The sequence below is a fragment of the Type-F symbiont of Plautia stali genome (assembly GCF_059731105.1).
Genome location: NZ_AP035909.1, coordinates 817629 through 842319 on the forward strand (window position 1 = coordinate 817629; position 24691 = coordinate 842319).

The following is a 24691-nucleotide window of genomic DNA, read 5'->3' on the forward strand; positions in this document are numbered from 1 at the left end:
TCAGTGGCCCGATATTCTGGATTCTGCGATGTCTTTGCCCGCTTTTGACTCACTGCTGCAACCGGACGCTGCCCTGGTGGTCGCGTTCAGCGGCGGACTTGACTCCACCGTGCTGCTGCATCAGCTTCGTGACTGGCAGCAGCAGCATCCTCAGTCGCGTCTGCGGGCGCTGCATGTTCACCACGGACTCAGCCCGAATGCTGACCGCTGGGCGGCCCACTGCCAGGCGATATGCGAACAGTGGCAGCTGACGTGTGGCGTGCTGCACGTCACCGTTGACGGCAGTGAAAAGGGCATTGAGGCGGCGGCACGCACCGCCCGTTATCAGGCGCTGGGTGCGGCCCTGCAGCCGGACGAGCAGCTACTGACGGCGCAGCATCTCGACGATCAGTGTGAAACCTTTATGCTGGCGCTGAAGCGCGGCAGCGGTCCGGCCGGGCTGGCGGCCATGCCCGCAGTGCGCAGGCTGGGTTCCCATCGGCTGTTACGTCCTCTGCTTAATCAGTCACGACAGTCGCTTGAAGCCTATGCTCATGCCCATCAGCTGGTGTGGATCGAAGACGAGAGTAATCAGGATCTGCGCTACGACCGTAACTTTCTGCGTCAGCGGCTGCTGCCTGAACTCTCTCAGCGCTGGCCCCACTTTGCCGAGGCGACCGCCCGAAGCGCAGCCCTGTGCAGTGAGCAGGAGCAGCTGCTGGATGAACTTCTCGCCGGAGAGCTGGCTGAGCGCGTCCAGCCGGATGGCAGTCTGCACTTTCCCCCGCTGATGACGATGAGTGAGCCGCGCGCTAACGCCTTACTGCGTCGCTGGATCGCCGGGCAGGGCGGAGCGATGCCCTCCCGCGACGCGCTGCAGCGCATCCGCAATGAGGTGATGGCGAGTCGTGAGGATGCGCAGCCTCGTCTGCGATTCGGTCAGGCGGAACTGCGGCGATACCGGCAGCAGCTCTACTGGCTGCCGGTGCGCAGTTCGCTACGCGACACGGTGCTGGCGTGGCCCGATCGCTGCCAGCCGCTGACGCTGCCGCAAAGCCTCGGCACGCTGCGTGCCAGCCAGACGCAGAGCCTGTTGCGCCATCCGCAGCCCGACGAGCAGGTCAGCGTGCGATTTCACGCGCAGGGCCAGGTGCATCTGGTGGGGCGGGAAGGGGGACGGGAGATGAAGAAGCTCTGGCAGGCACTGCATATTCCTCCATGGCAGCGCGAGCGGCTGCCGCTAATTTTTTATAATCAGACGCTGGTCTGTGTTCCGGATCTTTTTATCACCCGGGAGGGTGCGGCATGCGATGAGCAGGGCTGGCAGATTGTCTGGGACAGGGCCGCCTGCACAGGAGCTGAACAATGAAAACGTGGCTGATCGGCGCCCTGATGGCCGCTGTATTACCGGCCTGGGCCGCCGGCGATGCGCAGCGTGGCGCAGAGAAAGCGGGCAGCTGTATGGCTTGTCATGGCGCGGAAGGCAAGGCGACCGTGCCGCTTTATCCCAGTCTGGCCGGGCAGCACGCCCCGTATCTTGAACATGCGCTGCAGGCTTATAAAAAGGGCGAGCGCAGCGGGGGTCAGGCTGAGGTCATGAAGGCGTTTGTTGCGGGATTAAGTGATGACGATATGGCGGATCTGGCGGCGTATTACAGTTCGCTGCAGCCCTGAGTGTGACAGGGGCGGGGATGTCCCGCCCGGAAGGAGTGAATTACTCTGCGCTGACAACCACCGTGCCCAGCTCGGGATGGGTAAAGCTGGCGATGTGGTCGAGACGTAACTCGCGATGTTCACCGGAGAGATCGATAGCCAGATATTCCACGTTCTTACGTGAAAAAATCTCTTTCGCCTTTGCCTTCAGCTGCTCGCCATCTTTCATGTCCAGTGACAGCATCCAGTTTTTCTGACAGGCGAGTTCCAGGTTATCGTAATCATCGCAATTGATGGGGTGGTACGCTTCATTAATCAACATAGTCGCTCACCAATAAGTTAGCAGCGGCGTAGGCCGCCTGTTCCCTGACAGAAGAGTTTAGCTCACTATTTGCGGCAATATCATCAAGTGCCTTCAATGCGCAGCCAATCGCATCCGGTATGTAACCTAAATCTCCGCTACCGATTTCGGCATATTTGCGGCGAACTAACTCACAATAATTTTGCACATGATCCTCCTCGGCAGAGCGTAGATACTCTGATTAACTGGCGACTATACCATAGCCATTTACAGGAAATCAGCCTGCGTAAAGCAGGAACAGCACGTAAAACACTGCTAAAGTGACAGATTCCGCTGGCTGCCGCGCAACGCGGGATCGCACAAAAGGTTAAGTTGATGAACAGGTTATCAGAGGTAAAGGTCATGAAGCAGGGGAGAGGAGAGCGATGATTATGCTGTCCCGTTCGGTTGAGATCCCGGACAGTGAAATTGAGCTGACGGCGATACGCGCTCAGGGAGCGGGTGGGCAACATGTCAATAAAGCCAGCACGGCTATCCATCTGCGTTTTGACATTGCCGCCTCTTCACTGCCCGCCTTCTATAAAGAGCGGCTGCTTACCGCCAGCCATCATCTGATCACTGCTGAAGGCGTCGTGGTGATCAAAGCGCAGGAGTACCGCAGTCAGGAGATGAATCGCGAAGCCGCGCTGCAACGGCTGCTCAATCTGATCCGCGAACTGAGCACGGTCGAAAAAGTGCGTCGCGCCACGCGGCCGACCCGCGCGTCGAAAGAGCGACGACTGGAAGGAAAAGCGCGCCGCAGCAGCACCAAAGCGATGCGCGGCAGAGTGCAATAAAAAACGCCCCGCAGGCGGAGCGTTTGAGTGCTTATAGCTTCAGGGGCGGGCCGCGAAGAGTTCCAGCCCGCGCTGAGAACTTACTTATTCAGCGCCTTCAGCAGGAAATCGACGATCTCATCCTGCTTAATCATCTGCTTCTCACCGGCACGACGTGATTTGTACTCAATCTCCTGATTATCGAGATTGCGATCGCCAATGACGATGGTGTGTGGCACACCGATCAGTTCCATATCAGCGAACATCACGCCCGGACGCTCTTTACGGTCATCCAGAATCACGTCGACGCCTTTCGCGCGCAGTGTGGCATACAGCTCTTCTGCCAGCTCTTTCACCCGGAAGGATTTCTGCATATTCATAGGCAGAATCGCGACCTCAAACGGAGCCAGTGCCGCTGGCCAGATGATGCCGCGTTCGTCATGGTTCTGCTCGATCGCCGCGGCGACAACACGGGTGATGCCGATACCGTAGCAGCCCATGCTCATTATCTGGTTGCGGCCATCTTCGCCCTGAACAGAGGCTTTCAGCGCGTCCGAATATTTCGTGCCGAGCTGGAAAATGTGACCCACTTCGATGCCACGCTTAATCTGCAGCGTGCCTTTGCCATCCGGGCTCAGATCGCCTTCAACCACGTTACGGATATCCGCAACGGTGGCCAGCGGCAGATCGCGCTCCCAGTTGATGCCGAAGTAGTGCTTACCATCGACGTTAGCACCGGCGCTGAAGTCACTCATCTTCGCGACGGTACGGTCTGCGATGATCGGCATCTGCAGGCCGACCGGCCCGATTGAACCCGGACCTGCACCCACTGCCGCGCGAATCTCTTCTTCAGTCGCGAAGACCAGCGGTGATGCCACGATAGCTGACTTCTCTGCTTTGATTTCGTTCAGCTGATGATCGCCACGAACCAGCAGGGCAACCAGCGCATGACCGCTCTCTTCCGCGCCTTTAACAATCAGCGTTTTCACGGTTTTCTCAACCGGCACATCAAATTGCTCAACCAGCTCCGCGATGGTTTTTGCGTCTGGCGTCTCAACCAGCTGCATTGCCTGCGACGGCGCAGCGCGTTCACCGGCCGGTGCGACGGCTTCGGCCAGCTCGATGTTGGCGGCGTAATCAGAATCGGTTGAGAAGATCACATCGTCTTCACCGCTCTGGGCCAGCACCTGGAACTCGTGTGATGCACTGCCACCAATAGAGCCGGTGTCGGCCTGTACGGCACGGAAATCCAGGCCCATACGGCTGAAGATCTGGCTGTAGGCGCGGTACATCGCATCATAGGTTTCCTGCAGCGATTCCTGCGACACGTGGAAAGAGTAGGCATCTTTCATGGTGAATTCGCGCGAACGCATCACGCCAAAGCGCGGACGCACTTCGTCACGGAATTTGGTCTGGATCTGATAGAGGTTCAGTGGCAGCTGCTTATAAGAGCTCAGCTCATTACGGATCAGGTCGGTGACCACCTCTTCATGCGTCGGACCCAGCACAAACGGACGTTCGTGGCGGTCGGCAATACGTAACAGCTCCGGGCCATACTCCTCCCAGCGACCGCTCTCCTGCCACAGGTCGGCAGGCTGCACGACCGGCATTAAAATCTCAACCGCACCCGCGTTGTTCATCTCTTCGCGCACGATGTTTTCGACTTTTTTCAGCACGCGAACCCCGGTCGGCAACCAGGTGTACAAGCCAGAAGCCAGTTTGCGGATCATACCGGCGCGCAGCATCAGCTGGTGGCTGATCACTTCGGCGTCGGAAGGCGTCTCTTTCTGAGTAGAGAGCAGATATTGAGTAGTACGCATTGATTACGGTTCCAGTTGATCGGAAAGTCACAGACAGAAATTTGCTGGCGGCTAGTGTACCAGTGAGATCACTGGCTCAAAAGCGGGTTTTAATGCGGGTCGATAGCGATCACTTCTGTCCCGGCATCGTCAATGCGCCAGCGTACATTAAAATCCAGTAGCCAGGCCGCATATTCCCGCTCCTCTGCCTGGCCCTGACGGTAAGCGGGACGGGGATCCTGCGCCAGCACGTCACGGATAAAACGCGCCAGATGGGGATAGCGGGCATGCTGTTGCAGCTGCGCCTGCGCCAGCGCGGAGAAGCGCACCGGCATCGTGGCCGCCGGTGCTGCCTGGGCAAATCCCGCCCGGGCTTCGGGCAGCGCTTCGGCAAAAGGCAGATAGGGTTTGATATCCACGATGGGGGTGCCATCGACCAGATCCAGACTGCCAAGCTGTAGGATCACCTGCTGCTTCTCAAGCCTGATCTCTTTCAGCTCGACCAGCGACATGCCAATCGGGTTGGGACGAAACGTTGAACGGGTTGCAAAGACACCCATGCGCGCATTGCCGCCCAGTCGGGGAGGGCGAACCGTGGGACGCCAGCCGCCTGCCATCGTCTGATGAAAGACAAACAGCAGCCAGAGGTGACTGAACGCTTCCAGTCCGCGAACCGCTTCCGGCTGATTGTACGGGGGCAGCAGGTGCAGTTCTCCGCCGCCATCCTGCACCAGGCCTGGCTGGCGCGGCACGGCAAACTTCTCTTTCCACGGCGAGCGGATGACCCCAATCTGCGCAAAGGTGAATTCACTCATTGATTGCTGACTTTCAATGCCGAGCCCTGACACACTGCCTGACGGTAGCACCCTGGCGTACCCGTCACGATTTCACACTTGTGCAGCAGCACCGCATTGGCTTTCATCTGTGACGCCCGGATCTGCAGACGTTTACGGGCCGTGGCGATGTTAGCGGGCGAGTTCTGATTGCTGATCTGGCAATCTTCAGCAGAGACTTCACCCAGATCGCGGAACGGTTTGCTGACCAGATCGGCGGCATCCGTGTAGAGCTTAACCGGTGCGGGGCGGGCAGCGGGTTTGCGGGTCGGTTCAGTGGAGTGCTGCGGCCTGGACGGTGCGCTGGTTATCGGGTGATACTCATGAACGCACCCTGTCAGCATCAATGCTAACAAGCCGAGCGGTAAAAAACGCATGGCAACATCCTCAGGTTTCCAAAAGTGGCGTTATTGAAACAAGGACAGGAATAAATAACAAGTCGGGCAGGGCAGGCCGTAACAGAAAGGGCGGCATAGCGCCGCCCCTGGTGAGAATGTCGGCTGACTTACCAGCCTTTAACTGCACCGCCGTTAAAGACTTTGTTGGCGGCTTCGTTAACTTCGTCAGACTGGTAAGCCTGAACGAACTTCTTCACGTTTTCCGCATCTTTGTTATCTTCGCGCGCGACAATCAGGTTCACATAAGGTGAATCTTTATCTTCGACGAAAATCCCATCTTTAGTCGGGGTCAGGCCGATCTGGCTGGCATAGGTGGTATTGATGACCGCCAGGGCGATCTGCTGATCGTCCAGTGAGCGGGGCAGCTGTGGCGCTTCCAGCTCAACAATTTTCAGATGCTTTGGATTCTCAGTGATATCCAGCGAGGTTGGCAGCAGGCCTGTGCCCTCTTTCAGTTTAATCAGGCCGGCTTTCTGCAGCAGCAGCAGCGAACGTCCCAGATTAGTCGGATCGTTTGGAATCGCGATCTGAGCGCCATCCTGCAACTCATCCAGCGATTTGATCTTTTTCGAGTAGCCCGCAATCGGGTAAACGAAAGAGTTACCGACAGAAACCAGTTTGTAGCCGCGATCTTTGATCTGCTGATCCAGATAAGGTTTGTGCTGGAAGGCGTTAACGTCGATATCGCCTTTGCTCAGTGCCTCATTCGGCAGAACGTAATCGTTGAAGGTGACCAGCTCAACGTCCAGACCATACTTCTCTTTCGCGACTTTCTGCGCGGCTTCAGCAACCTGCTGTTCAGCGCCGACAATCACGCCCACTTTGATGTGGTTCGCATCTTTCTCTTTTTGATCGCATCCTGCCAGCGCAATCGCGCCAATCAGTGCACCCACAGCGGCAATTTTTTTGAATTTGAAAGACATATCCTTTCCTTAATAATGTGATATTGCTGGCTTACTTATGGGACACAGCACGTACGATGCGGTCGCCACAGAACTGAATGAGATACACCAAAACCACTAACAACACCAATACCGTATTCATCACGGTGGCGTTATATCCGATATAACCATACTGATAACCGATCTGACCCAGACCACCGGCACCGACCGCGCCGCCCATGGCAGAGTAACCTACCAGGGTAATCAGGGTGATCGTCGCGGCATTCACCAGACCCGGCATCGCTTCCGGCAGCAGCACCTTGCGAACGATCTGCATCGGCGTGGCACCCATGGCACGTGACGCTTCAATCAGGCCGGTAGGCAGTTCCAGCAGGGCATTTTCCACCATACGGGCGATAAAGGGGGCGGCGCCAACGGTCAGCGGGACGATTGCCGCCTGCAGTCCGATGGAGGTGCCGACGATCACGCGGGTAAAAGGAATCATCCAGACCAGTAAGATAATGAACGGAATGGAGCGGAAGATATTCACCAGCGCGGAGAGCACGCGATAGAGCCCCTGATTCTGCAGAATCTGTCCCGGACGGGTGACATAAAGCAGAACGCCGACTGGCAGACCCAGTACAAAACCAAAAAAGCCGGAGACAAAGGTCATCATCAGCGTTTCCCACACGCCCCGTCCCAGCAACCACATCATCGCTTCAGACATAACCCAGCACCTCTACTTTCACATGATTCTCCTGCAGCCAGGCTATCGCCTCGCGGGTATCGCTTTCAGTGCCGTGCATTTCGGCCAGCATAATGCCGAACTTCACGCCGCCGGCGTAATCCATCTGCGCACTGATAATGTTGTTATTCACGTTATAACGCCGTGCGGCTTCGGAAAGCAGCGGGGCGTCAACCGATTTACCGGTAAATTCCAGTCGCAGCAAGGGCACGCTGTTCTCAGCGGCAGTGGGTGACAGGCGCTGCTGATAATCATCCGGGATATCCAGATGCAGGGTAGACTGAATGAACTGCTGAGCCAGCGGCGTCTTAGGATGCGAGAAGACTTCACTGACGCTATCTTTCTCAATCAGCTCACCCTTACTGATGACAGCCACCTGGTCGCAGATACGCTTCACCACATCCATTTCATGAGTGATGAGCAGAATCGTCAGGCCAAGCCGGCGGTTAATGTCCTTCAGCAGCTCCAGAATAGAACGGGTTGTCGCCGGGTCCAGAGCGCTGGTGGCTTCATCACACAGCAGCACTTTTGGATTGCTGGCCAGCGCACGGGCAATCGCAACGCGCTGCTTCTGTCCACCCGACAGGTTCGCAGGCCAGGCATCGTGCTTATCGGCTAATCCCACCAGTTCCAGCAGTTCTGTGACGCGAGCGTTGATCTGTTCACGGGAGAGATTTCCCAGCTCCAGCGGCAGGGAGACATTGCCCGCGACGGTCCGGGAGGTCATCAGGTTGAAGTGCTGGAAGATCATGCCAATCTGACGACGGGCCTGAGTCAGCTGACGTTCGCTGAGTGCGGTCAGGTCAGCACCGTCGACCAGCACACGGCCTGATGTCGGACGCTCCAGCAGGTTAACGCACCGAATCAGCGTACTTTTACCGGCACCGGAAGCGCCGATAACGCCATAAATCTGTCCGGCAGGCACGTGCAGGCTGACGTCCTTCAACGCCGAAATGGTGCGCGTACCCTGCTGGAACACTTTGGTGATATTTTCGAGTTTAATCATTAGGTTATTTATTATCGTGTTGCGTTGTCCGTGGTGTGGGAAGCCTCGTTGCTTTTATTAAGGGTAAAAGCTGGATGGATGGTAAGGCATCCAGACGTCTGAATCAATGGAAGTGATTCAATCTGACATTCTCCCTTTCACAGCAATCATGCGATACTGATCGGCAATTTTTACAGCAGGAGTTTCTACGTGGCGAATAAAGTCCCCGCTATTTTTCTTGATCGTGATGGCACCCTTAATGTCGATAATGGCTATGTCCATGAGATCGATAACTTTCAGTTTATTGATGGCACCATTGAAGCGTTGCAGCAACTGAAGGCGATGGGGTATGCGCTGGTGGTCGTGACCAATCAGTCTGGCATCGCGCGCGGTATGTTTACTGAAGACACCTTTATGCAGCTCACCGAATGGATGGACTGGTCGCTGGCCGATCGCGACGTTGATCTGGACGGCATCTATTTCTGCCCGCACCACCCCGATGCCGCCGTTGCAGAGTATCGTCAGGCCTGCGACTGCCGTAAACCTCAGCCGGGTATGCTCGTGATGGCTCAGCAAGAGCTGAATATTGATATGGCGGCTTCTTATATGGTGGGCGACAAGCTGGAGGATATGCTGGCAGGGCAGGCTGCCGGTGTCGGTACCAAAGTCCTGGTGCGTAGCGGTAAACCGGTGACCGCTGAAGGGGAAGCCGCCGCTGACTGGGTCATCGATAGCCTGGCCGCACTGCCAGCGCGCATTAAACAGGCATAAAAGGGCGCTTTTGTGCAAATTTCAGACGAACGGAAAAAAAGTCTTAATTTGCACTTGCGCTATCTGAACCGCTCCCTATAATGCGCCTCCATCGACACGGCACACCGGCAACGGGAAGCGGGTTGAAGGTTCAGGAGACTGAGCCGCCGGAGAAAAACTTCTGAAAAAGAGGTTGACTCTGAAGGAGGGAAGCGTAATATACGCCACCTCGCGACAGGACGCTAACGCACTGTTCGCACTGCTCTTTAACAATTTATCAGACAATCTGTGTGGGCACTCGCAGGATTGATATCAGCGTCCCCGGACGCACAAAAATATCAAAGCCTCACGAGTGAACACATAATGAAATTCATTATGACGTTTTACAGATGAGCACCGCTGAACCCGTTTCAGCAAATCAAACTTTAAATTGAAGAGTTTGATCATGGCTCAGATTGAACGCTGGCGGCAGGCCTAACACATGCAAGTCGGACGGTAGCACAGAGAGCTTGCTCTTGGGTGACGAGTGGCGGACGGGTGAGTAATGTCTGGGGATCTGCCCGATAGAGGGGGATAACCACTGGAAACGGTGGCTAATACCGCATAACGTCGCAAGACCAAAGAGGGGGACCTTCGGGCCTCTCACTATCGGATGAACCCAGATGGGATTAGCTAGTAGGCGGGGTAATGGCCCACCTAGGCGACGATCCCTAGCTGGTCTGAGAGGATGACCAGCCACACTGGAACTGAGACACGGTCCAGACTCCTACGGGAGGCAGCAGTGGGGAATATTGCACAATGGGCGCAAGCCTGATGCAGCCATGCCGCGTGTATGAAGAAGGCCTTCGGGTTGTAAAGTACTTTCAGCGGGGAGGAAGGCGGTGAGGTTAATAACCTCGCCGATTGACGTTACCCGCAGAAGAAGCACCGGCTAACTCCGTGCCAGCAGCCGCGGTAATACGGAGGGTGCAAGCGTTAATCGGAATTACTGGGCGTAAAGCGCACGCAGGCGGTCTGTTAAGTCAGATGTGAAATCCCCGGGCTTAACCTGGGAACTGCATTTGAAACTGGCAGGCTTGAGTCTCGTAGAGGGGGGTAGAATTCCAGGTGTAGCGGTGAAATGCGTAGAGATCTGGAGGAATACCGGTGGCGAAGGCGGCCCCCTGGACGAAGACTGACGCTCAGGTGCGAAAGCGTGGGGAGCAAACAGGATTAGATACCCTGGTAGTCCACGCCGTAAACGATGTCGACTTGGAGGTTGTTCCCTTGAGGAGTGGCTTCCGGAGCTAACGCGTTAAGTCGACCGCCTGGGGAGTACGGCCGCAAGGTTAAAACTCAAATGAATTGACGGGGGCCCGCACAAGCGGTGGAGCATGTGGTTTAATTCGATGCAACGCGAAGAACCTTACCTACTCTTGACATCCAGAGAACTTTCCAGAGATGGATTGGTGCCTTCGGGAACTCTGAGACAGGTGCTGCATGGCTGTCGTCAGCTCGTGTTGTGAAATGTTGGGTTAAGTCCCGCAACGAGCGCAACCCTTATCCTTTGTTGCCAGCGATTCGGTCGGGAACTCAAAGGAGACTGCCGGTGATAAACCGGAGGAAGGTGGGGATGACGTCAAGTCATCATGGCCCTTACGAGTAGGGCTACACACGTGCTACAATGGCGCATACAAAGAGAAGCGACCTCGCGAGAGCAAGCGGACCTCACAAAGTGCGTCGTAGTCCGGATCGGAGTCTGCAACTCGACTCCGTGAAGTCGGAATCGCTAGTAATCGTGGATCAGAATGCCACGGTGAATACGTTCCCGGGCCTTGTACACACCGCCCGTCACACCATGGGAGTGGGTTGCAAAAGAAGTAGGTAGCTTAACCTTCGGGAGGGCGCTTACCACTTTGTGATTCATGACTGGGGTGAAGTCGTAACAAGGTAACCGTAGGGGAACCTGCGGTTGGATCACCTCCTTACCTGAAGATACCTTCCCGCGCAGTGCTCACACAGATTGTCTGATAAAAAGTCACGAGCAGAAAAAACCTCTACAGGCTTGTAGCTCAGGTGGTTAGAGCGCACCCCTGATAAGGGTGAGGTCGGTGGTTCAAGTCCACTCAGGCCTACCAAATTCGCACTCACGCTGCGTTATGTCTCCGGCTCGCATAGTTCACTATGCTTCGCGAAGACATGCCTTGCCTGAGCACGAATTGCACTTCTCACGAAGTGTACTCGGTTGAGTGGTAGTAGTGGTCTCTGCAGTAACTGTATGGGGCTATAGCTCAGCTGGGAGAGCGCCTGCCTTGCACGCAGGAGGTCAGCGGTTCGATCCCGCTTAGCTCCACCATACCTGCTGTTTTTTCTGAAATACCTCAGAGCGTACCGGCGACGGTGTGCTGTGACGTATTATGCTCTTTAACAATCCGGAACAAGCTGAAAATTGAAACGACATGACGCGTTCATTCTCCGTAATAAGAATGAAATGACGACATGTTCGAGTCTCTCAAATGCTTACAGTCTGCAGCGTTGAAAAACGCCTGTGGGTTGTGAGGTTAAGCGACTAAGCGTACACGGTGGATGCCCTGGCAGTCAGAGGCGATGAAGGACGTGCTAATCTGCGTAAAGCGACGGTAAGGTGATATGAACCGCTACAGCCGTCGATGTCCGAATGGGGAAACCCGGTGCACTCAGTGCATCATTGCAGCATGAATACATAGTGCTGCAAGGCGAACCGGGGGAACTGAAACATCTAAGTACCCCGAGGAAAAGAAATCAACCGAGATTCCCCCAGTAGCGGCGAGCGAACGGGGAGCAGCCCAGAGCCTGAATCAGCATGTGTGTTAGTGGAAGCGTCTGGAAAGTCGCAGGGTACAGGGTGATACTCCCGTACACAAAAGCACACACGCTGTGAGCTCGATGAGTAAGGCGGGACACGTGGTATCCTGTCTGAATATGGGGGGACCATCCTCCAAGGCTAAATACTCCTGACTGACCGATAGTGAACCAGTACCGTGAGGGAAAGGCGAAAAGAACCCCGGCGAGGGGAGTGAAACAGAACCTGAAACCGTGTACGTACAAGCAGTGGGAGCACCCTTGTGGTGTGACTGCGTACCTTTTGTATAATGGGTCAGCGACTTATATTCTGTAGCAAGGTTAACCGTATAGGGGAGCCGCAGGGAAACCGAGTCTTAACTGGGCGTTAAGTTGCAGGGTATAGACCCGAAACCCGGTGATCTAGCCATGGGCAGGTTGAAGGTTGGGTAACACTAACTGGAGGACCGAACCGACTAATGTTGAAAAATTAGCGGATGACCTGTGGCTGGGGGTGAAAGGCCAATCAAACCGGGAGATAGCTGGTTCTCCCCGAAAGCTATTTAGGTAGCGCCTCGTGAACTCATCTCCGGGGGTAGAGCACTGTTTCGGCTAGGGGGCCATCCCGGCTTACCAACCCGATGCAAACTGCGAATACCGGAGAATGTTATCACGGGAGACACACGGCGGGTGCTAACGTCCGTCGTGAAGAGGGAAACAACCCAGACCGCCAGCTAAGGTCCCAAAGTCATGGTTAAGTGGGAAACGATGTGGGAAGGCACAGACAGCCAGGATGTTGGCTTAGAAGCAGCCATCATTTAAAGAAAGCGTAATAGCTCACTGGTCGAGTCGGCCTGCGCGGAAGATGTAACGGGGCTAAACCATGCACCGAAGCTGCGGCAGCGACACTATGTGTTGTTGGGTAGGGGAGCGTTCTGTAAGCCGTCGAAGGTGTGCTGTGAGGCATGCTGGAGGTATCAGAAGTGCGAATGCTGACATAAGTAACGATAAAGCGGGTGAAAAGCCCGCTCGCCGGAAGACCAAGGGTTCCTGTTCAACGTTAATCGGAGCAGGGTGAGTCGACCCCTAAGGCGAGGCCGAAAGGCGTAGTCGATGGGAAACAGGTTAATATTCCTGTACTCGGTGTTACTGCGAAGGGGGGACGGAGAAGGCTATATCAGCCGGGCGACGGTTGTCCCGGTTTAAGCGTGTAGGCGGAGGGTCCAGGTAAATCCGGACTCTTTTAACGCTGAGGCGTGACGACGAGGCACTACGGTGCTGAAGTGATAAATGCCCTGCTTCCAGGAAAAGCCTCTAAGCATCAGGTAACACAGAATCGTACCCCAAACCGACACAGGTGGTCAGGTAGAGAATACCAAGGCGCTTGAGAGAACTCGGGTGAAGGAACTAGGCAAAATGGTGCCGTAACTTCGGGAGAAGGCACGCTGGCGCGTAGGTGAAGGGACTTGCTCCCGGAGCTGAAGCCAGTCGAAGATACCAGCTGGCTGCAACTGTTTATTAAAAACACAGCACTGTGCAAACACGAAAGTGGACGTATACGGTGTGACGCCTGCCCGGTGCCGGAAGGTTAATTGATGGGGTTATCCGCAAGGAGAAGCTCTTGATCGAAGCCCCGGTAAACGGCGGCCGTAACTATAACGGTCCTAAGGTAGCGAAATTCCTTGTCGGGTAAGTTCCGACCTGCACGAATGGCGTAATGATGGCCAGGCTGTCTCCACCCGAGACTCAGTGAAATTGAACTCGCTGTGAAGATGCAGTGTACCCGCGGCAAGACGGAAAGACCCCGTGAACCTTTACTACAGCTTGACACTGAACATTGAGCCTTGATGTGTAGGATAGGTGGGAGGCTTTGAAGCGCGGACGCCAGTCTGCGTGGAGCCATCCTTGAAATACCACCCTTTAATGTTTGATGTTCTAACGTGGCCCCGTGATCCGGGGTGCGGACAGTGTCTGGTGGGTAGTTTGACTGGGGCGGTCTCCTCCCAAAGAGTAACGGAGGAGCACGAAGGTCAGCTAATCACGGTCGGACATCGTGAGGTTAGTGCAATGGCATAAGCTGGCTTGACTGCGAGAGTGACGGCTCGAGCAGGTGCGAAAGCAGGTCATAGTGATCCGGTGGTTCTGAATGGAAGGGCCATCGCTCAACGGATAAAAGGTACTCCGGGGATAACAGGCTGATACCGCCCAAGAGTTCATATCGACGGCGGTGTTTGGCACCTCGATGTCGGCTCATCACATCCTGGGGCTGAAGTAGGTCCCAAGGGTACGGCTGTTCGCCGTTTAAAGTGGTACGCGAGCTGGGTTTAGAACGTCGTGAGACAGTTCGGTCCCTATCTGCCGTGGGCGCTGGAGAATTGAGGGGGGTTGCTCCTAGTACGAGAGGACCGGAGTGAACGCACCACTGGTGTTCGGGTTGTCATGCCAATGGCACTGCCCGGTAGCTAAGTGCGGAAAAGATAAGTGCTGAAAGCATCTAAGCACGAAACTTGCCCCGAGATGAGTTCTCCCTGACCCCTTGAGGGTCCTGAAGGGACGTTGAAGACGACGACGTTGATAGGCCGGGTGTGTAAGCGCAGCGATGCGTTGAGCTAACCGGTACTAATGACCCGTGAGGCTTAACCTTACAACGCCAGAGGCGTTTTTTGAGAGACATGATTTTCAGTTTGTGACGGATACGTCTGCGCGGCCCCTGTGGCGGCGCGGAAAACAGAATCTGCCTGGCGGCTTTAGCGCGGTGGTCCCACCTGACCCCATGCCGAACTCAGAAGTGAAACGCCGTAGCGCCGATGGTAGTGTGGGGCCTCCCCATGCGAGAGTAGGGAACTGCCAGGCATCAAATTAGTTCCTTTTCCCCTGACAAGGAAAACAACAGGAACAAATAGCTATCAGCCATCTGCTGACAGCTGTGAAAGAACCGGTGGAGCGGTAGTTCAGTTGGTTAGAATACCTGCCTGTCACGCAGGGGGTCGCGGGTTCGAGCCCCGTCCGTTCCGCCACTTAATTGGAAAGCCCTGACTTAACGGTTAGGGCTTTTTCCATTGCAGCAAATACTGCCCGGAAAGCCCTCCCTGAACGCAGGCATCCTCACCGGACCTGGGCGCATATCAGATGCGCCACGGTTGTTCAGCACTCCACTCGCTGAGGAAGTCAATAAAGGCGCGCACACGCTGGCTGACGCCAGTATCACTGTAATAAACCGCATTGAACGGCATCTCGACCGGCAGGCGTTGATCTGCCAGCACTTCAACCAGCGTTCCCTCGGCAATTTCACGATCGATCATATATTCCGACAGACAGGCGATACCATTACCCGTGAGACAGAGCTGTTTAATCGTCTCTCCGCTGTTGGAGGATAAAGCCCAGTCGATATCATAGAGCTCACCGCTTTCACGGGCGACGGGCCAGCGATTAAGCCGGGGCGAGTCCTCAAAGCCCAGGCAGTGATGACGATCAAGCTCAGCCACGGTGTGCGGCACGCCATGCTCCCGAAGATAGGCGGGCGACGCAACCAGTTTACGAAAGCTGTTAAACAGCAGACGGGCGCGCAGGGTAGAGTCAGTCAGATTACCGGCGCGGATAGCGATATCCACTTTTCGCTCGATGAGATTGATAAAACTTTCCGAGGAGATTAACGAAAGCCTCACCCCTGGATAGCAGGCACGGAAAGGCTTTATCATCGGCATCAGCAAATGCAGAATTACCGGCGTCGCGGCATCAACGCGCAAAAGGCCTTTTGGCTCCTGCAGGCTCTCAATCAGGTCGCTCTCCGCCGTCGTCATCTCCTGCAAAAAGCGCTGAACATGACGGAAATAACGCTCTCCCTCCTGCGTCAGTGCCAGCTGCCGGGTGGTGCGGGTGAGCAGGGCGATGCCCAGCTTGTTCTCCAGCTTTTTAATCGTTCTGCTGACGGCTGAGTTCGCCATCTGCAGCTGTTCAGCAGCGCGACTGAAACTTCCGCTTTCTACTACGCTGACAAACACTTTCAGTTCGTCAGAAGATGCCTTCATTTAACCTCCCTGCACGGACGTGGCGATGGCGCGACGCGGTGGCCGATAGTGCTGTGGTTCCAGTATAGAAGTCTGGTCAGCAATGACCGCACGAATCATGCCTCCCCGCGTTTTGTTCAACGTCTGCAAAGGCGCTGTTTTATTCTGGAAAAGGGTGCTGAATTCTGACATTGACCTGCATCCATTGAAACCCCGGTCTAAAATCCCTATAACAGACAGGTGTTATCTGTTTTTGAATCATCAGCCAGGCGGGAAAGTGCGCAAAAAAACTTATGCAATGCGATATGTGGCGGGACAACCTGTGGAACAGATCTTTCCACCGGGTGCGATGCTCCATCTCGGTCAGGCACTGCCACCCGGCGCTCCCTTGCCCGCGCACCCGAATCTTAAGGTTCTGGTGTGGAACATCTTCAAGCAGCAGCGTGCAGACTGGATGTCGGTGCTGGAGGGGTTTGGTAAGGACGCGCACCTGGTTTTACTTCAGGAGGCGCAGACGACGCCGGAGCTGGTACGGTTTGCGACGAGTAATTATCTGGCTGCCGATCAGGTTCCCGCCTTTGTGCTGCCTCAGCACCCCTCTGGCGTGATGACGCTCGCTTCTGCCCATCCGGTCTACTGTTGCCCGTTGCGTGAGCGTGAGCCGCTGCTGAGGCTGGCTAAATCGGCGCTGGTCACGGCCTATCCTCTGCCCACTGGTGAAATGCTGATGGTCGTGAATATCCACGCCGTTAACTTCAGCCTGGGCGTCGACGTCTACAGCAAACAGCTGGGCCCGATAGGGGAGCAGATTATGCATCATCGCGGTCCGGTGATCATGGCCGGGGACTTTAATGCCTGGAGCCGTCAGCGCATTAACGCGCTCTACCGCTTTGCCCAGCGCATGAAGCTGGAAGAGGTGATGTTCACTGCCGACCACCGCCGTAAAGCGTTTGGTCGCCCGCTGGATTTCGTCTTTTATCGCGATCTCAGGGTAAGTGAGGCCTCAGTGCTGGTGACGCGGGCTTCCGACCATAATCCTTTACTGGTGGAGTTCAGTTCAGGACGGGAGTCCGGGGCAGACAGGAAAGAGTAAAGCGCAGATGGCTGCAGATGAATAAAAGAAAAAGGCTGACAATTGTCAGCCTTTTCAACGTATCAGGTATCAGGTGTCGCGTTATTATTCACAAACAGCGTTAAATTATCGCCGGGTTGAATATCTTTCGCGCTGTCCAGCACACTGTTCCAGCGCATCACGTCTTTGATATTGACGCCGTGATGCCGTGCAATACTGTCAAGAGAATCACCCTTACGAACACGATAGGTGATGCTGTTGCCGTTATCAGCCAGTCGGGTGCCATTCGAACCGATAGTCAGCGTCTGACCCGGTCGGATATCGGCACCGCGCAGGTTATTATCCTGCTTCAGTGTGGAGACGCTAACGCCAAGCTTCGCGGCGATACCCGAGAGCGTATCACCCCGTCGCACCTTGTACCCGCCGCTCGCGCTCGCTTTCGCAAGCTGAGTTGGCTGTACGGCTGCGATATCACCGGACGCCAGTGAGTTACGCAGTCTGGCGACGTTCGACTTCGGCACCATAATATAGTGCGGGCCGTTTGGCGCGGTTGCACCGCCTTTGTAGCCGGTATTGAAGCTCTTCAGTTTCGTGAGCGACATACCTGCCATTTCGGCAGCCTGCGTCAGCTGTATCTGCTGACCCACTTCCACCCGTGCCAGTGCACGGCTTTCGTTAGGTGTCGGCAGTTTGATACCGTAACGCTTGTTATGTTTGAGCAGTTCACTCAGGGCTAACATTTTCGGCACATACACCGTGGTTTCGCGTGGCAGCGATAAGTGCCAGAAGTCAGTCGGCTTACCGCGCGCCTTATTCTGTTTTATCGCTTTGAGTACACGTCCCTCGCCACTGTTGTATGCGGCAATGGTTAATAACCAGTCACCGTCAAACATGGTGTTAAGACGCTGCATCATATCCAGCGCAACCCGTGTGGATGCGACAACATCCCGTCGCCCATCGTAATACTGGTTCTGTTTCAGACCATAATTTCGACCCGTTGAGGCAACTATCTGCCAGATACCAGCGGCATTGGCGGATGAGGTTGCGCGAGGGTCAAAAGCGCTCTCCACTATGGGTAGCAGTACCAGTTCCATCGGCATTTTACGTTTCTGTATCTGCTCGACTATCCAGTACATGTACGGCTCTGCCCGTAATGTTACATCGTGGAGATAGCTCTTATTTTTTAAAAATTTACTTTTTTGTTCGCGGATTGCCGGGTTTTCCGGAATCCCCATCTTCAACTCGTCACTAATGAAACTCCAGAGATCTGCGTCTGCTGCGAGGCCAGTTCCATCTTCCTGCCATCGCGGCGACAAAAACTCGTCTCCGTACTTTCCATTTTCACCTTGACCAGCTGAAGACAGGCTCTGTGCATGCTGTTCGGGGATATTGGCATCGTTCCTCGACGCCTGACATCCTACCAGCAAGACTGAGGCGAGTAAGATCGCTTTAGCCTTCATGTGTGTGTCAATAGTTCGCTTAAAAGACGAGCAACTATACGTGACGACTTTTCACAACACAACCCGAAAAATCAAAAAGCGTCTTTCTTCTCGCGTAGAACGGCAAATGTGTGCCATACCGGTTCATCATTCACGTTAACGTTTAACGCCCTTTTCAAATCAATATCTTGCGTGCGGAGAAATAAATTTATTGACCGTTCGTGCCCCAGTTTTGTGGGCAGACTAATGCCATTTTCGGCGCGTAAGTCCTTAATTTTCTGATATTCGGCCATTATTTGCGGGTCATGGGGCAGAATAGCCGCAGCAAACTTCAGGTTAGATAAAGTATATTCATGCGCGCAGCAGACCAGCGTTTCCTCCGGAAGCTGATTAAGCTTTTGAAAGGATTCATACATCTGCTCTGCTGTGCCTTCGAAAAGACGTCCGCAGCCACCCGAGAAGAGTGTGTCGCCACAGAAAAGATAAGGTGAGCTGTAATATGAGATATGTCCTAAAGTGTGACCAGGGGTATGAATCACCTCGAACGTCAGGCCGAGCACCGTCACCTGATCGCCCTCGCTGACCACCGTTCTGGCCCCTTTGGCAACCGTTTCCTGCGGGCCGTAAACTTCGAGCGCCGGGAAATGCTCACACAGCGTTTTCACCCCACCCGTATGGTCGTTGTGGTGGTGAGTTAACAGAATCGCCATCGGCTGCCAGCCGTTAGAGGCCATTTTTTCTAATACCGGCTGAGCTTCACCGGGATCGACAATCAGACACTGACCTTCATCATTATTCAGCGTCCAGATGTAGTTGTCCTGCAACGCAGGAATACTGGTAAGATTCATCATCACCTCTAGCAGGTCGTAGGAATAAGGAAGAGCGTAAAGCATGAAGCCCGCGAAAACACGCCAGATTCTGAACGCTCCGCTATCGTGGCGCGATATGCCGTGGGGAGACTATTTCCGCGACGCGCTGACCCAGCAGCTTCAGCCTTACCTCGGAAAGCTTTATGGCTTTCATATGCTTAAGCTTGGCAACCTCAGCGCAGAAATCAACACCGAACATTGTGCTATTTCACATCAGGTCAACGTGGGCAGCGAGGGCGAGCTGTTACAGGTGCTGGCTGACCCCCTGCAGCTTCCCTTTGAGTCGAAGTCGATTGATGCCTGTCTGCTGGCGCATACGCTGGCCTGGAGTCAGGATCCGCATCGGGTGTTGCGGGAAGTGGACAGGGTACTCATTGACGACGGCTGGATGATCATCAGCGGCTTCAATCCCTTCAGCCTGCTCGGGGTCACGAAAATGATTCCGGGGTTAGGCCGTAAGGCGCCCTGGAGCGGACGGATGTTCAGCCAGATGCGTCTGCTCGACTGGCTGAGCCTGCTGAACTATGAGGTGGTTTACCGCACCCGGTTTCAGGTGGTGCCGTGGCATCGGCAGGGGGGGAAACTGATCAGCGCCCACTTACCGGCGCTGGGGTGCCTGAATATTGTCGTGGCACGTAAACGCACCTTCCCGCTGTTGCCGACACGGGCGAAGAAGAGCATGAGTCCCAGCCAGATCCGCCAGACCGTCAATGCTACCCGCCAGTTCCGGCAGGCAGACGATCAGGACTCGCTCTTGTAACCGATATCTTCAAAGGCGGGATTTTCTGCCGCGCTGCGGGCCAGCACGTCGCAGCGCTCATTCTCGGGATGTCCCGCGTGGCCTTTAACCCACTCCCACTGAATCTTGTGGGTGCTGAGGGCCTGGTCGAGACGCTGCCAGAGGTCGACGTTCTTCACCGGTTTTTTATCCGCGGTTTTCCAGCCGCGTTTTTTCCAGTTATGGATCCAGCTGGTAATTCCCTGACGCACATACTGGCTGTCAGTACTGAGCACCACATCGCAGGGCTGCGTCAGCGCTTCAAGCGAAATAATGGCCGCCATCAGTTCCATCCGGTTATTGGTGGTGAGGCGATAGCCCGCGCTGAAGGTTTTCTCATGCTGGCCATAACGTAAAATCGCCCCGTAACCGCCGGGACCGGGATTTCCAAGACAGGATCCATCGGTGAATATTTCTACCTGTTTGCGCATCTCTGGTAGACTTCCTCTCAAAAACGTCAAGTCTGACATAAAACGGGTCTTATGAGCACTGCAAATAACCGCCAGATCGTACTCGATACTGAAACCACCGGCATGAACATGATCGGGGTCCATTATGAGGGGCACCGCATCATTGAGATTGGTGCGGTCGAGGTGATTAACCGTCGCCTGACCGGTAACAATTTCCATATGTACCTGAAGCCCGATCGGCTGGTCGATCCGGAAGCCTTCGGCGTTCACGGGATTGCAGATGAGTTCCTTGCCGACAAACCGATGTTCAGCGAGATTGCGGATGAGTTTCTCGACTATATCCGCGGCGCCGAGCTGGTGATCCATAACGCGCCGTTCGATATCGGCTTTATGGATTATGAGTTCTCAAAGCTGAATCGGGGCATTGAGAAAACCGAAACCTTCTGCAAAGTAACCGACAGCCTGGCGCTGGCGCGGCGCATGTTTCCCGGCAAGCGTAACAGCCTGGATGCGCTCTGCTCGCGTTATGAGATAGACAACAGCAAGCGAACGCTGCACGGCGCACTGCTCGATGCCGAGATCCTGGCGGACGTGTTCCTGACCATGACCGGCGGGCAGACCTCACTGTCGTTTTTATCCGAAAGTGAAAGCGCCCGTCAGGCGCAGGGCGAGAGCATTCAGCGCATCGTACGTCCCGCTTCGGCACTGCGCGTGGTGACGGCCAGCGACGAGGAGATCGTTGCCCATGAGTCACGGCTGGATCTGGTCATGAAAAAGGGCGGCAGCTGCCTGTGGCGCGGCTGAATGACGGAAATTTGTGGATAAAATCAACGGCGAGCTGAAAAAAACGGCAAACGATCGCGTCGTCAGGAAAAAGCGTTGACGCCGCAACGGCCTGCCATTACTATGCGCCTCGTTCTCGACGGGGAACAAAGCGCGGAGCGGTAGTTCAGTTGGTTAGAATACCTGCCTGTCACGCAGGGGGTCGCGGGTTCGAGCCCCGTCCGTTCCGCCAATCTCTTTAAAAAAGCCGATTCAGAAATGAATCGGCTTTTTGCTGTCTGCGATTCCGTGGCGGGTTACTCTTTCTGCGCCACGACCTCACCCTGCCAGCGCATACTGTCTGCCGCCTCCCGCTCTTCACGGGCGATAAAGCGGTAGCAGCCTGCCGCCAGACCGGCTCCGATAAACCAGCTGAAGTTCGCCACCTGATGCAGGGAAGGGATGAAACTGATCACCAGGCAGATGGCCACCGACGGCAGCAGCGCGGCGATCGCTTTAGGGTTAAACCCGCCGCGATACCAGTACCGGCCCGCTGGCGTGGCGTTAAACAGGTCGTCGACCGAAATGCGTCCGCGTTTGATCAGGTAGAAATCAGTCAGCAGAATCCCGAACAGCGGCCCGATAAAGGAGCCCAGGACATCCAGGCTGTAGTGAATCAGTTCAGGTGACTGGAACAGGTTCCACGGCGTTAACAGCACCGAGCCCACCGCGGCGATCATCCCGCCGGTGCGGAAGCTGATTTTCTGCGGTGAACAGTTAGAGAAGTCGAAGGCGGGTGAGACGAAGTTCGCCACAATGTTGATGCCGATAGTGGCGGTAATCATCGTCAGCAGCCCAATCGCTACCGCCAGATCGTTGCCGACCATGCTCACGGTCTCAATCGGATCGGTGATCATTTTACCAAACAGCGACTGGGTGCCCGATACGATGACCACCGTCACCACGGAGAAGAGCAGGAAGTTAAACGGCAGGCCCCAGCGGTTGCCACGACGGATCTCTGACATGCTTTTGCCGTAGCGGGAGAAGTCACCGAAATTCAGCAGCGGCCCGGAGAAGTAGGAGACGACCAGCGCGGTTGCAGTAATCATCTGCCACGTCTGCTCGCCCGGGGTGAGTGTTTTACTGGCGAGGGTAAAAGAGATCCCATCAAAGCCGGTCTTGTATACAATCCAGCCCGCCAGCGCCACCATCACCACATAGACAGCCGGACCCGCCACATCGATAAACCGTTTGATGGCGCTCATGCCATGCCAGAAGACCATCGCCTGCAGCAGCCACATCACGCCAAAGCAGCACCAGCCCAGCAGCGACAGGCCAAGCCAGTGTGGCTCGGTCATTGAGTTCAGTGACGGGGCGAACTTCAGCAGAACCAGCATCAGCGCGTTCGCCGCCAGATAGGTCTGGATGCCATACCAGGCAAAAGCGATCAGCCCGCGGATGACCGCCGGAATATTCGCGCCAAACACGCCAAACGCCTGACGGCAGATCACCGCATAGGGAACGCCTGCCATCTGGCTCGGTTTTGCCACCAGATTGGCACAGATCTGCACGATGCAGATCCCGGCCAGCAGGCAGAGCAGCACCTGCCAGCTGGCTAATCCCAGCGTGAAGAAGCTGGCCGCCACCACATAGCCGCCCATGCTGTGGACATCTGACATCCAGAACGAAAAAATGTTGTACCACGACCAGTTCTGGTCGCGGGTGGGCGCCAGATCGTCGTTACAGAGACGTGGGCTGTAACTGGCGTTAGCGTCAGAGGCCGTGCTGGCCACCGTGGAATGATTTGGCATGAAACCTGCTCCTCTACCCGAGAGTGAAATGAATAATCTGGTAAAGGGGTATTGCAGGATTCAGGCCAGATTTCTTTTCCTGTATACAATACTTGCTGTTCACGTATACGATATGTGGCGTACAGAGAGCTTCCGGAGCAGGTAATGACAAGTAAAACAGGCCAGCGAGACGCCGCCAGAACGCAGGATAAAGATGAAGGGATCTACCAGGCGCTGATGACCGCCATTGTGGAGCATCAGCTGCCGCCGGGCAGTAAACTGCCGGAAGAGGCGCTCTCCGGCGTGTTTGGAGTAAGCCGCACCGGCATTCGCAAAGTACTGCAGCGCCTTGCGGCGGTGCAAATGGTCACCCTGACGCCCAAACGTGGTGCGCAGGTCGCCACCCCTGGCGTTGAAGAGGCGCGGGAGATCTTCGCCACCCGCAGTTTAATGGAGTGCGCCAATCTGCACGCCGTGCTGGCCCATCTGCAGCCCCCGCATCTGGTGGCGCTGGAACAGCTTATCGCACAGGAGAATCAGGCCCACGCCGCGCATGATGGCCCGGCAGCCATCCGGCTTTCGGCAGCCTTTCATATTCAGCTGCAGGCGATTTCCGGCAATCAGGTGCTCACCGGCATGGTGACCAGCCTGACGCAGCGCTCGTCGCTGGTGATTGCCGCCTATGGCGCGCCGTGGCAGCGCGGCTGCCGCTGTGACGACCACACGCATCTGCTGACCCTGTTACGGGCACGTGCGCTGCAGCCACTGACTGAGGCGCTGCAGCACCATTTTGAGCATATTGTTTCCAGCCTGCACTTTGAGCGCAGCGGTGAAACGCTGCCCGACTTTTCACGACTGTTTGCCACGGGCAAAGGAGCGGCCTCATGAGCCTGATTCAGGTCATTAATCCCAACACCAGCCTGGCGATGACCGAAACCATCGCTCAGGCTGCCCGTGCGGTTGCCGCACCCGGCACCGATATTCTGGCCGTTTCACCCTCGCAGGGCGTGCCTTCCATTGAAGGGCATTTTGATGAGGCGATCGCGGCCATCGGGGTGCTGGAGCAGGTCAGACTGGGGCGGGAGCAGGGCGTGAGCGGACATGTGATTGCCTGTTTTGGCGATCCGGGGTTACTGGCAGCCCGCGAGCTGGCCAGCGGGCCGGTCATCGGTATCGCAGAAGCGGCGATGCACACCGCCACGCTGCTGGCGACGCGCTTTTCGATTGTCACCACGCTGCCGCGTACGCTGGTGATTGCCCGTCATCTTCTGCAGCAGTATGGCTTTACCCATCACTGTGCCGCGCTGCATGCCATCGATCTGCCGGTGCTGGCGCTGGAGGATGGCAGCGGACTGGCGCAGGAAAAAGTGCGTGAGCGTTGCCTCCAGGCCAAACGGGAAGATGGCAGCGGCGCGATTGTGCTCGGCTGTGGCGGCATGGCGACGCTGGCCGCCTCCCTGACGCAGGAGCTGGGTCTGCCGGTGATTGATGGCGTCGGCGCGGCCGTAAAAATGGTGGAGTCGCTGGTGGCGCTTGGCTTTGGCACCAGCAAACATGGCGATCTGGCCTGGCCTTTGCAGAAACCTCTCTCAGGTGCGTTTCAGCATCTAAACTAACGGAACTTTC

Annotated in this window: 22 protein-coding genes, 4 tRNA genes and 3 rRNA genes; 16 read left to right on the forward strand and 13 right to left on the reverse strand. The window is 55.8% G+C overall.

Translation table 11 applies throughout. The features are described from left to right. Positions 1–28 precede the first annotated feature (28 nt). Together tilS and AC6I7A_RS03650 are read left to right on the forward strand one after the other, a co-directional pair. Positions 29–1348, forward strand: coding sequence for a tRNA lysidine(34) synthetase TilS (gene tilS / locus AC6I7A_RS03645; RefSeq protein ID WP_058958061.1), 1320 nt, complete (start codon positions 29–31; stop codon positions 1346–1348). Next, positions 1345–1653, forward strand: coding sequence for a c-type cytochrome (locus tag AC6I7A_RS03650; protein ID WP_046101267.1), 309 nt, complete (start codon positions 1345–1347; stop codon positions 1651–1653). The genes tilS and AC6I7A_RS03650 overlap by 4 nt, the downstream gene beginning before the upstream one ends. A gap of 40 nt (positions 1654–1693) precedes the next feature. On the opposite strand, the gene rof is transcribed toward AC6I7A_RS03650, so the two are convergent. Beyond that, positions 1694–1954, reverse strand: coding sequence for a Rho-binding antiterminator (gene rof, locus AC6I7A_RS03655; RefSeq protein ID WP_009091965.1), 261 nt, complete (start codon positions 1952–1954; stop codon positions 1694–1696). Then, positions 1944–2141, reverse strand: a complete 198-nt coding sequence (locus AC6I7A_RS03660; protein WP_009091964.1) for a YaeP family protein — start codon at positions 2139–2141, stop codon at positions 1944–1946. Before AC6I7A_RS03660 ends, rof begins: the two co-directional genes overlap by 11 nt. 217 nt (positions 2142–2358) lie before the next feature. Between AC6I7A_RS03660 and arfB the strand changes: the two genes are divergently transcribed. Continuing rightward, entirely contained in the window at positions 2359–2769 is a 411-nt protein-coding gene (gene arfB / locus AC6I7A_RS03665) for an alternative ribosome rescue aminoacyl-tRNA hydrolase ArfB (protein ID WP_009091963.1), read from the forward strand. Positions 2770–2849: 80 nt separating this feature from the next. Here arfB and proS read toward each other — a convergent pair whose 3' ends face one another. The 6 genes from proS to metN form a co-directional block, all read right to left on the reverse strand. Further along, complete coding sequence (proS, locus tag AC6I7A_RS03670; RefSeq protein ID WP_058958062.1) at positions 2850–4568, reverse strand: proline--tRNA ligase; 1719 nt, start codon at positions 4566–4568, stop codon at positions 2850–2852. A gap of 89 nt (positions 4569–4657) precedes the next feature. After that, the gene (gene tsaA / locus AC6I7A_RS03675; RefSeq protein WP_058958063.1) at positions 4658–5362 is read right to left on the reverse strand and encodes a tRNA (N6-threonylcarbamoyladenosine(37)-N6)-methyltransferase TrmO; all 705 of its coding nucleotides are present in this window, start codon (positions 5360–5362) and stop codon (positions 4658–4660) included. Continuing rightward, on the reverse strand, positions 5359–5757 hold the full coding sequence (gene rcsF, locus AC6I7A_RS03680) for an envelope stress sensor lipoprotein RcsF (RefSeq protein ID WP_009091960.1): 399 nt from the start codon (positions 5755–5757) through the stop codon (positions 5359–5361). Before rcsF ends, tsaA begins: the two co-directional genes overlap by 4 nt. 128 nt (positions 5758–5885) lie before the next feature. After that, a complete protein-coding gene (locus AC6I7A_RS03685) occupies positions 5886–6701 on the reverse strand; it encodes a MetQ/NlpA family lipoprotein (protein WP_009091959.1) in 816 nt (271 codons plus the stop codon). 31 nt (positions 6702–6732) lie between these two features. After that, positions 6733–7386: a methionine ABC transporter permease MetI gene (locus tag AC6I7A_RS03690; RefSeq protein ID WP_009091958.1), complete on the reverse strand. Its 654-nt coding sequence runs from the start codon at positions 7384–7386 to the stop codon at positions 6733–6735. Then, on the reverse strand, positions 7379–8410 hold the full coding sequence (gene metN, locus AC6I7A_RS03695) for a methionine ABC transporter ATP-binding protein MetN (RefSeq protein ID WP_058958064.1): 1032 nt from the start codon (positions 8408–8410) through the stop codon (positions 7379–7381). Before metN ends, AC6I7A_RS03690 begins: the two co-directional genes overlap by 8 nt. 189 nt (positions 8411–8599) lie before the next feature. Here metN and gmhB point away from each other — a divergent pair, with 189 nt between their 5' ends. From gmhB to AC6I7A_RS03730, 7 genes are all read left to right on the forward strand, one after another. Next, on the forward strand, positions 8600–9160 hold the full coding sequence (gmhB, locus tag AC6I7A_RS03700; RefSeq protein ID WP_009091953.1) for a D-glycero-beta-D-manno-heptose 1,7-bisphosphate 7-phosphatase: 561 nt from the start codon (positions 8600–8602) through the stop codon (positions 9158–9160). A gap of 406 nt (positions 9161–9566) precedes the next feature. Then, positions 9567–11106, forward strand: a 16S ribosomal RNA gene (locus AC6I7A_RS03705). Positions 11107–11179: 73 nt separating this feature from the next. Continuing rightward, positions 11180–11256, forward strand: a tRNA-Ile gene (locus tag AC6I7A_RS03710). A 142-nt stretch (positions 11257–11398) separates the two neighbouring features. Then, positions 11399–11474, forward strand: a tRNA-Ala gene (locus AC6I7A_RS03715). A 203-nt stretch (positions 11475–11677) separates the two neighbouring features. Next, positions 11678–14582: ribosomal RNA gene (locus AC6I7A_RS03720) — 23S ribosomal RNA — on the forward strand. Positions 14583–14675: 93 nt separating this feature from the next. Next, positions 14676–14791, forward strand: a 5S ribosomal RNA gene (gene rrf / locus AC6I7A_RS03725). Together the 16S, 23S and 5S rRNA genes with 3 tRNA genes alongside form the textbook arrangement of a ribosomal RNA operon. An 87-nt stretch (positions 14792–14878) precedes the next feature. Continuing rightward, positions 14879–14955, forward strand: a tRNA-Asp gene (locus tag AC6I7A_RS03730). Between the two features lie 108 nt (positions 14956–15063). Here the strand turns inward: AC6I7A_RS03730 and yafC are convergent. Beyond that, complete coding sequence (gene yafC, locus AC6I7A_RS03735) at positions 15064–15966, reverse strand: DNA-binding transcriptional regulator YafC (RefSeq protein ID WP_058956408.1); 903 nt, start codon at positions 15964–15966, stop codon at positions 15064–15066. A 256-nt stretch (positions 15967–16222) separates the two neighbouring features. On the opposite strand from yafC, the gene AC6I7A_RS03740 reads away from it, so the two are divergent. Then, complete coding sequence (locus AC6I7A_RS03740) at positions 16223–17038, forward strand: endonuclease/exonuclease/phosphatase family protein (RefSeq protein WP_033736606.1); 816 nt, start codon at positions 16223–16225, stop codon at positions 17036–17038. Between the two features lie 62 nt (positions 17039–17100). Here AC6I7A_RS03740 and mltD read toward each other — a convergent pair whose 3' ends face one another. Further along, positions 17101–18477 (reverse strand): murein transglycosylase D, encoded by a 1377-nt coding sequence (gene mltD / locus AC6I7A_RS03745; protein ID WP_033736400.1) that lies wholly within the window; start codon positions 18475–18477, stop codon positions 17101–17103. 71 nt (positions 18478–18548) lie between these two features. Next, a complete protein-coding gene (gloB, locus tag AC6I7A_RS03750) occupies positions 18549–19304 on the reverse strand; it encodes a hydroxyacylglutathione hydrolase (protein ID WP_058956419.1) in 756 nt (251 codons plus the stop codon). Positions 19305–19347: 43 nt separating this feature from the next. Between gloB and AC6I7A_RS03755 the strand changes: the two genes are divergently transcribed. Continuing rightward, positions 19348–20085, forward strand: a complete 738-nt coding sequence (locus AC6I7A_RS03755; RefSeq protein WP_046101290.1) for a class I SAM-dependent methyltransferase — start codon at positions 19348–19350, stop codon at positions 20083–20085. On the opposite strand, the gene rnhA is transcribed toward AC6I7A_RS03755, so the two are convergent. After that, on the reverse strand, positions 20067–20534 hold the full coding sequence (rnhA, locus tag AC6I7A_RS03760; RefSeq protein ID WP_009091940.1) for a ribonuclease HI: 468 nt from the start codon (positions 20532–20534) through the stop codon (positions 20067–20069). The two genes, AC6I7A_RS03755 and rnhA, sit on opposite strands and share 19 nt — an antisense overlap. Positions 20535–20585: 51 nt before the next feature. Between rnhA and dnaQ the strand changes: the two genes are divergently transcribed. Together dnaQ and AC6I7A_RS03770 are read left to right on the forward strand one after the other, a co-directional pair. Next, complete coding sequence (gene dnaQ / locus AC6I7A_RS03765) at positions 20586–21317, forward strand: DNA polymerase III subunit epsilon (protein WP_009091938.1); 732 nt, start codon at positions 20586–20588, stop codon at positions 21315–21317. Positions 21318–21451: 134 nt separating this feature from the next. After that, positions 21452–21528: transfer RNA gene (locus AC6I7A_RS03770), tRNA-Asp, on the forward strand. A 64-nt stretch (positions 21529–21592) separates the two neighbouring features. On the opposite strand, the gene AC6I7A_RS03775 is transcribed toward AC6I7A_RS03770, so the two are convergent. Continuing rightward, positions 21593–23086, reverse strand: a complete 1494-nt coding sequence (locus AC6I7A_RS03775; protein WP_058956407.1) for an NCS1 family nucleobase:cation symporter-1 — start codon at positions 23084–23086, stop codon at positions 21593–21595. A gap of 144 nt (positions 23087–23230) precedes the next feature. Here AC6I7A_RS03775 and AC6I7A_RS03780 point away from each other — a divergent pair, with 144 nt between their 5' ends. Both AC6I7A_RS03780 and hpxA read left to right on the forward strand, forming a co-directional pair. After that, positions 23231–23953: a GntR family transcriptional regulator gene (locus tag AC6I7A_RS03780; RefSeq protein WP_009091934.1), complete on the forward strand. Its 723-nt coding sequence runs from the start codon at positions 23231–23233 to the stop codon at positions 23951–23953. Continuing rightward, positions 23950–24681 carry an allantoin racemase gene (gene hpxA, locus AC6I7A_RS03785; RefSeq protein WP_009091932.1) on the forward strand — a complete coding sequence of 244 codons (732 nt, stop codon included), beginning with the start codon at positions 23950–23952 and terminating at the stop codon, positions 24679–24681. The genes AC6I7A_RS03780 and hpxA overlap by 4 nt, the downstream gene beginning before the upstream one ends. Positions 24682–24691 lie beyond the last annotated feature (10 nt).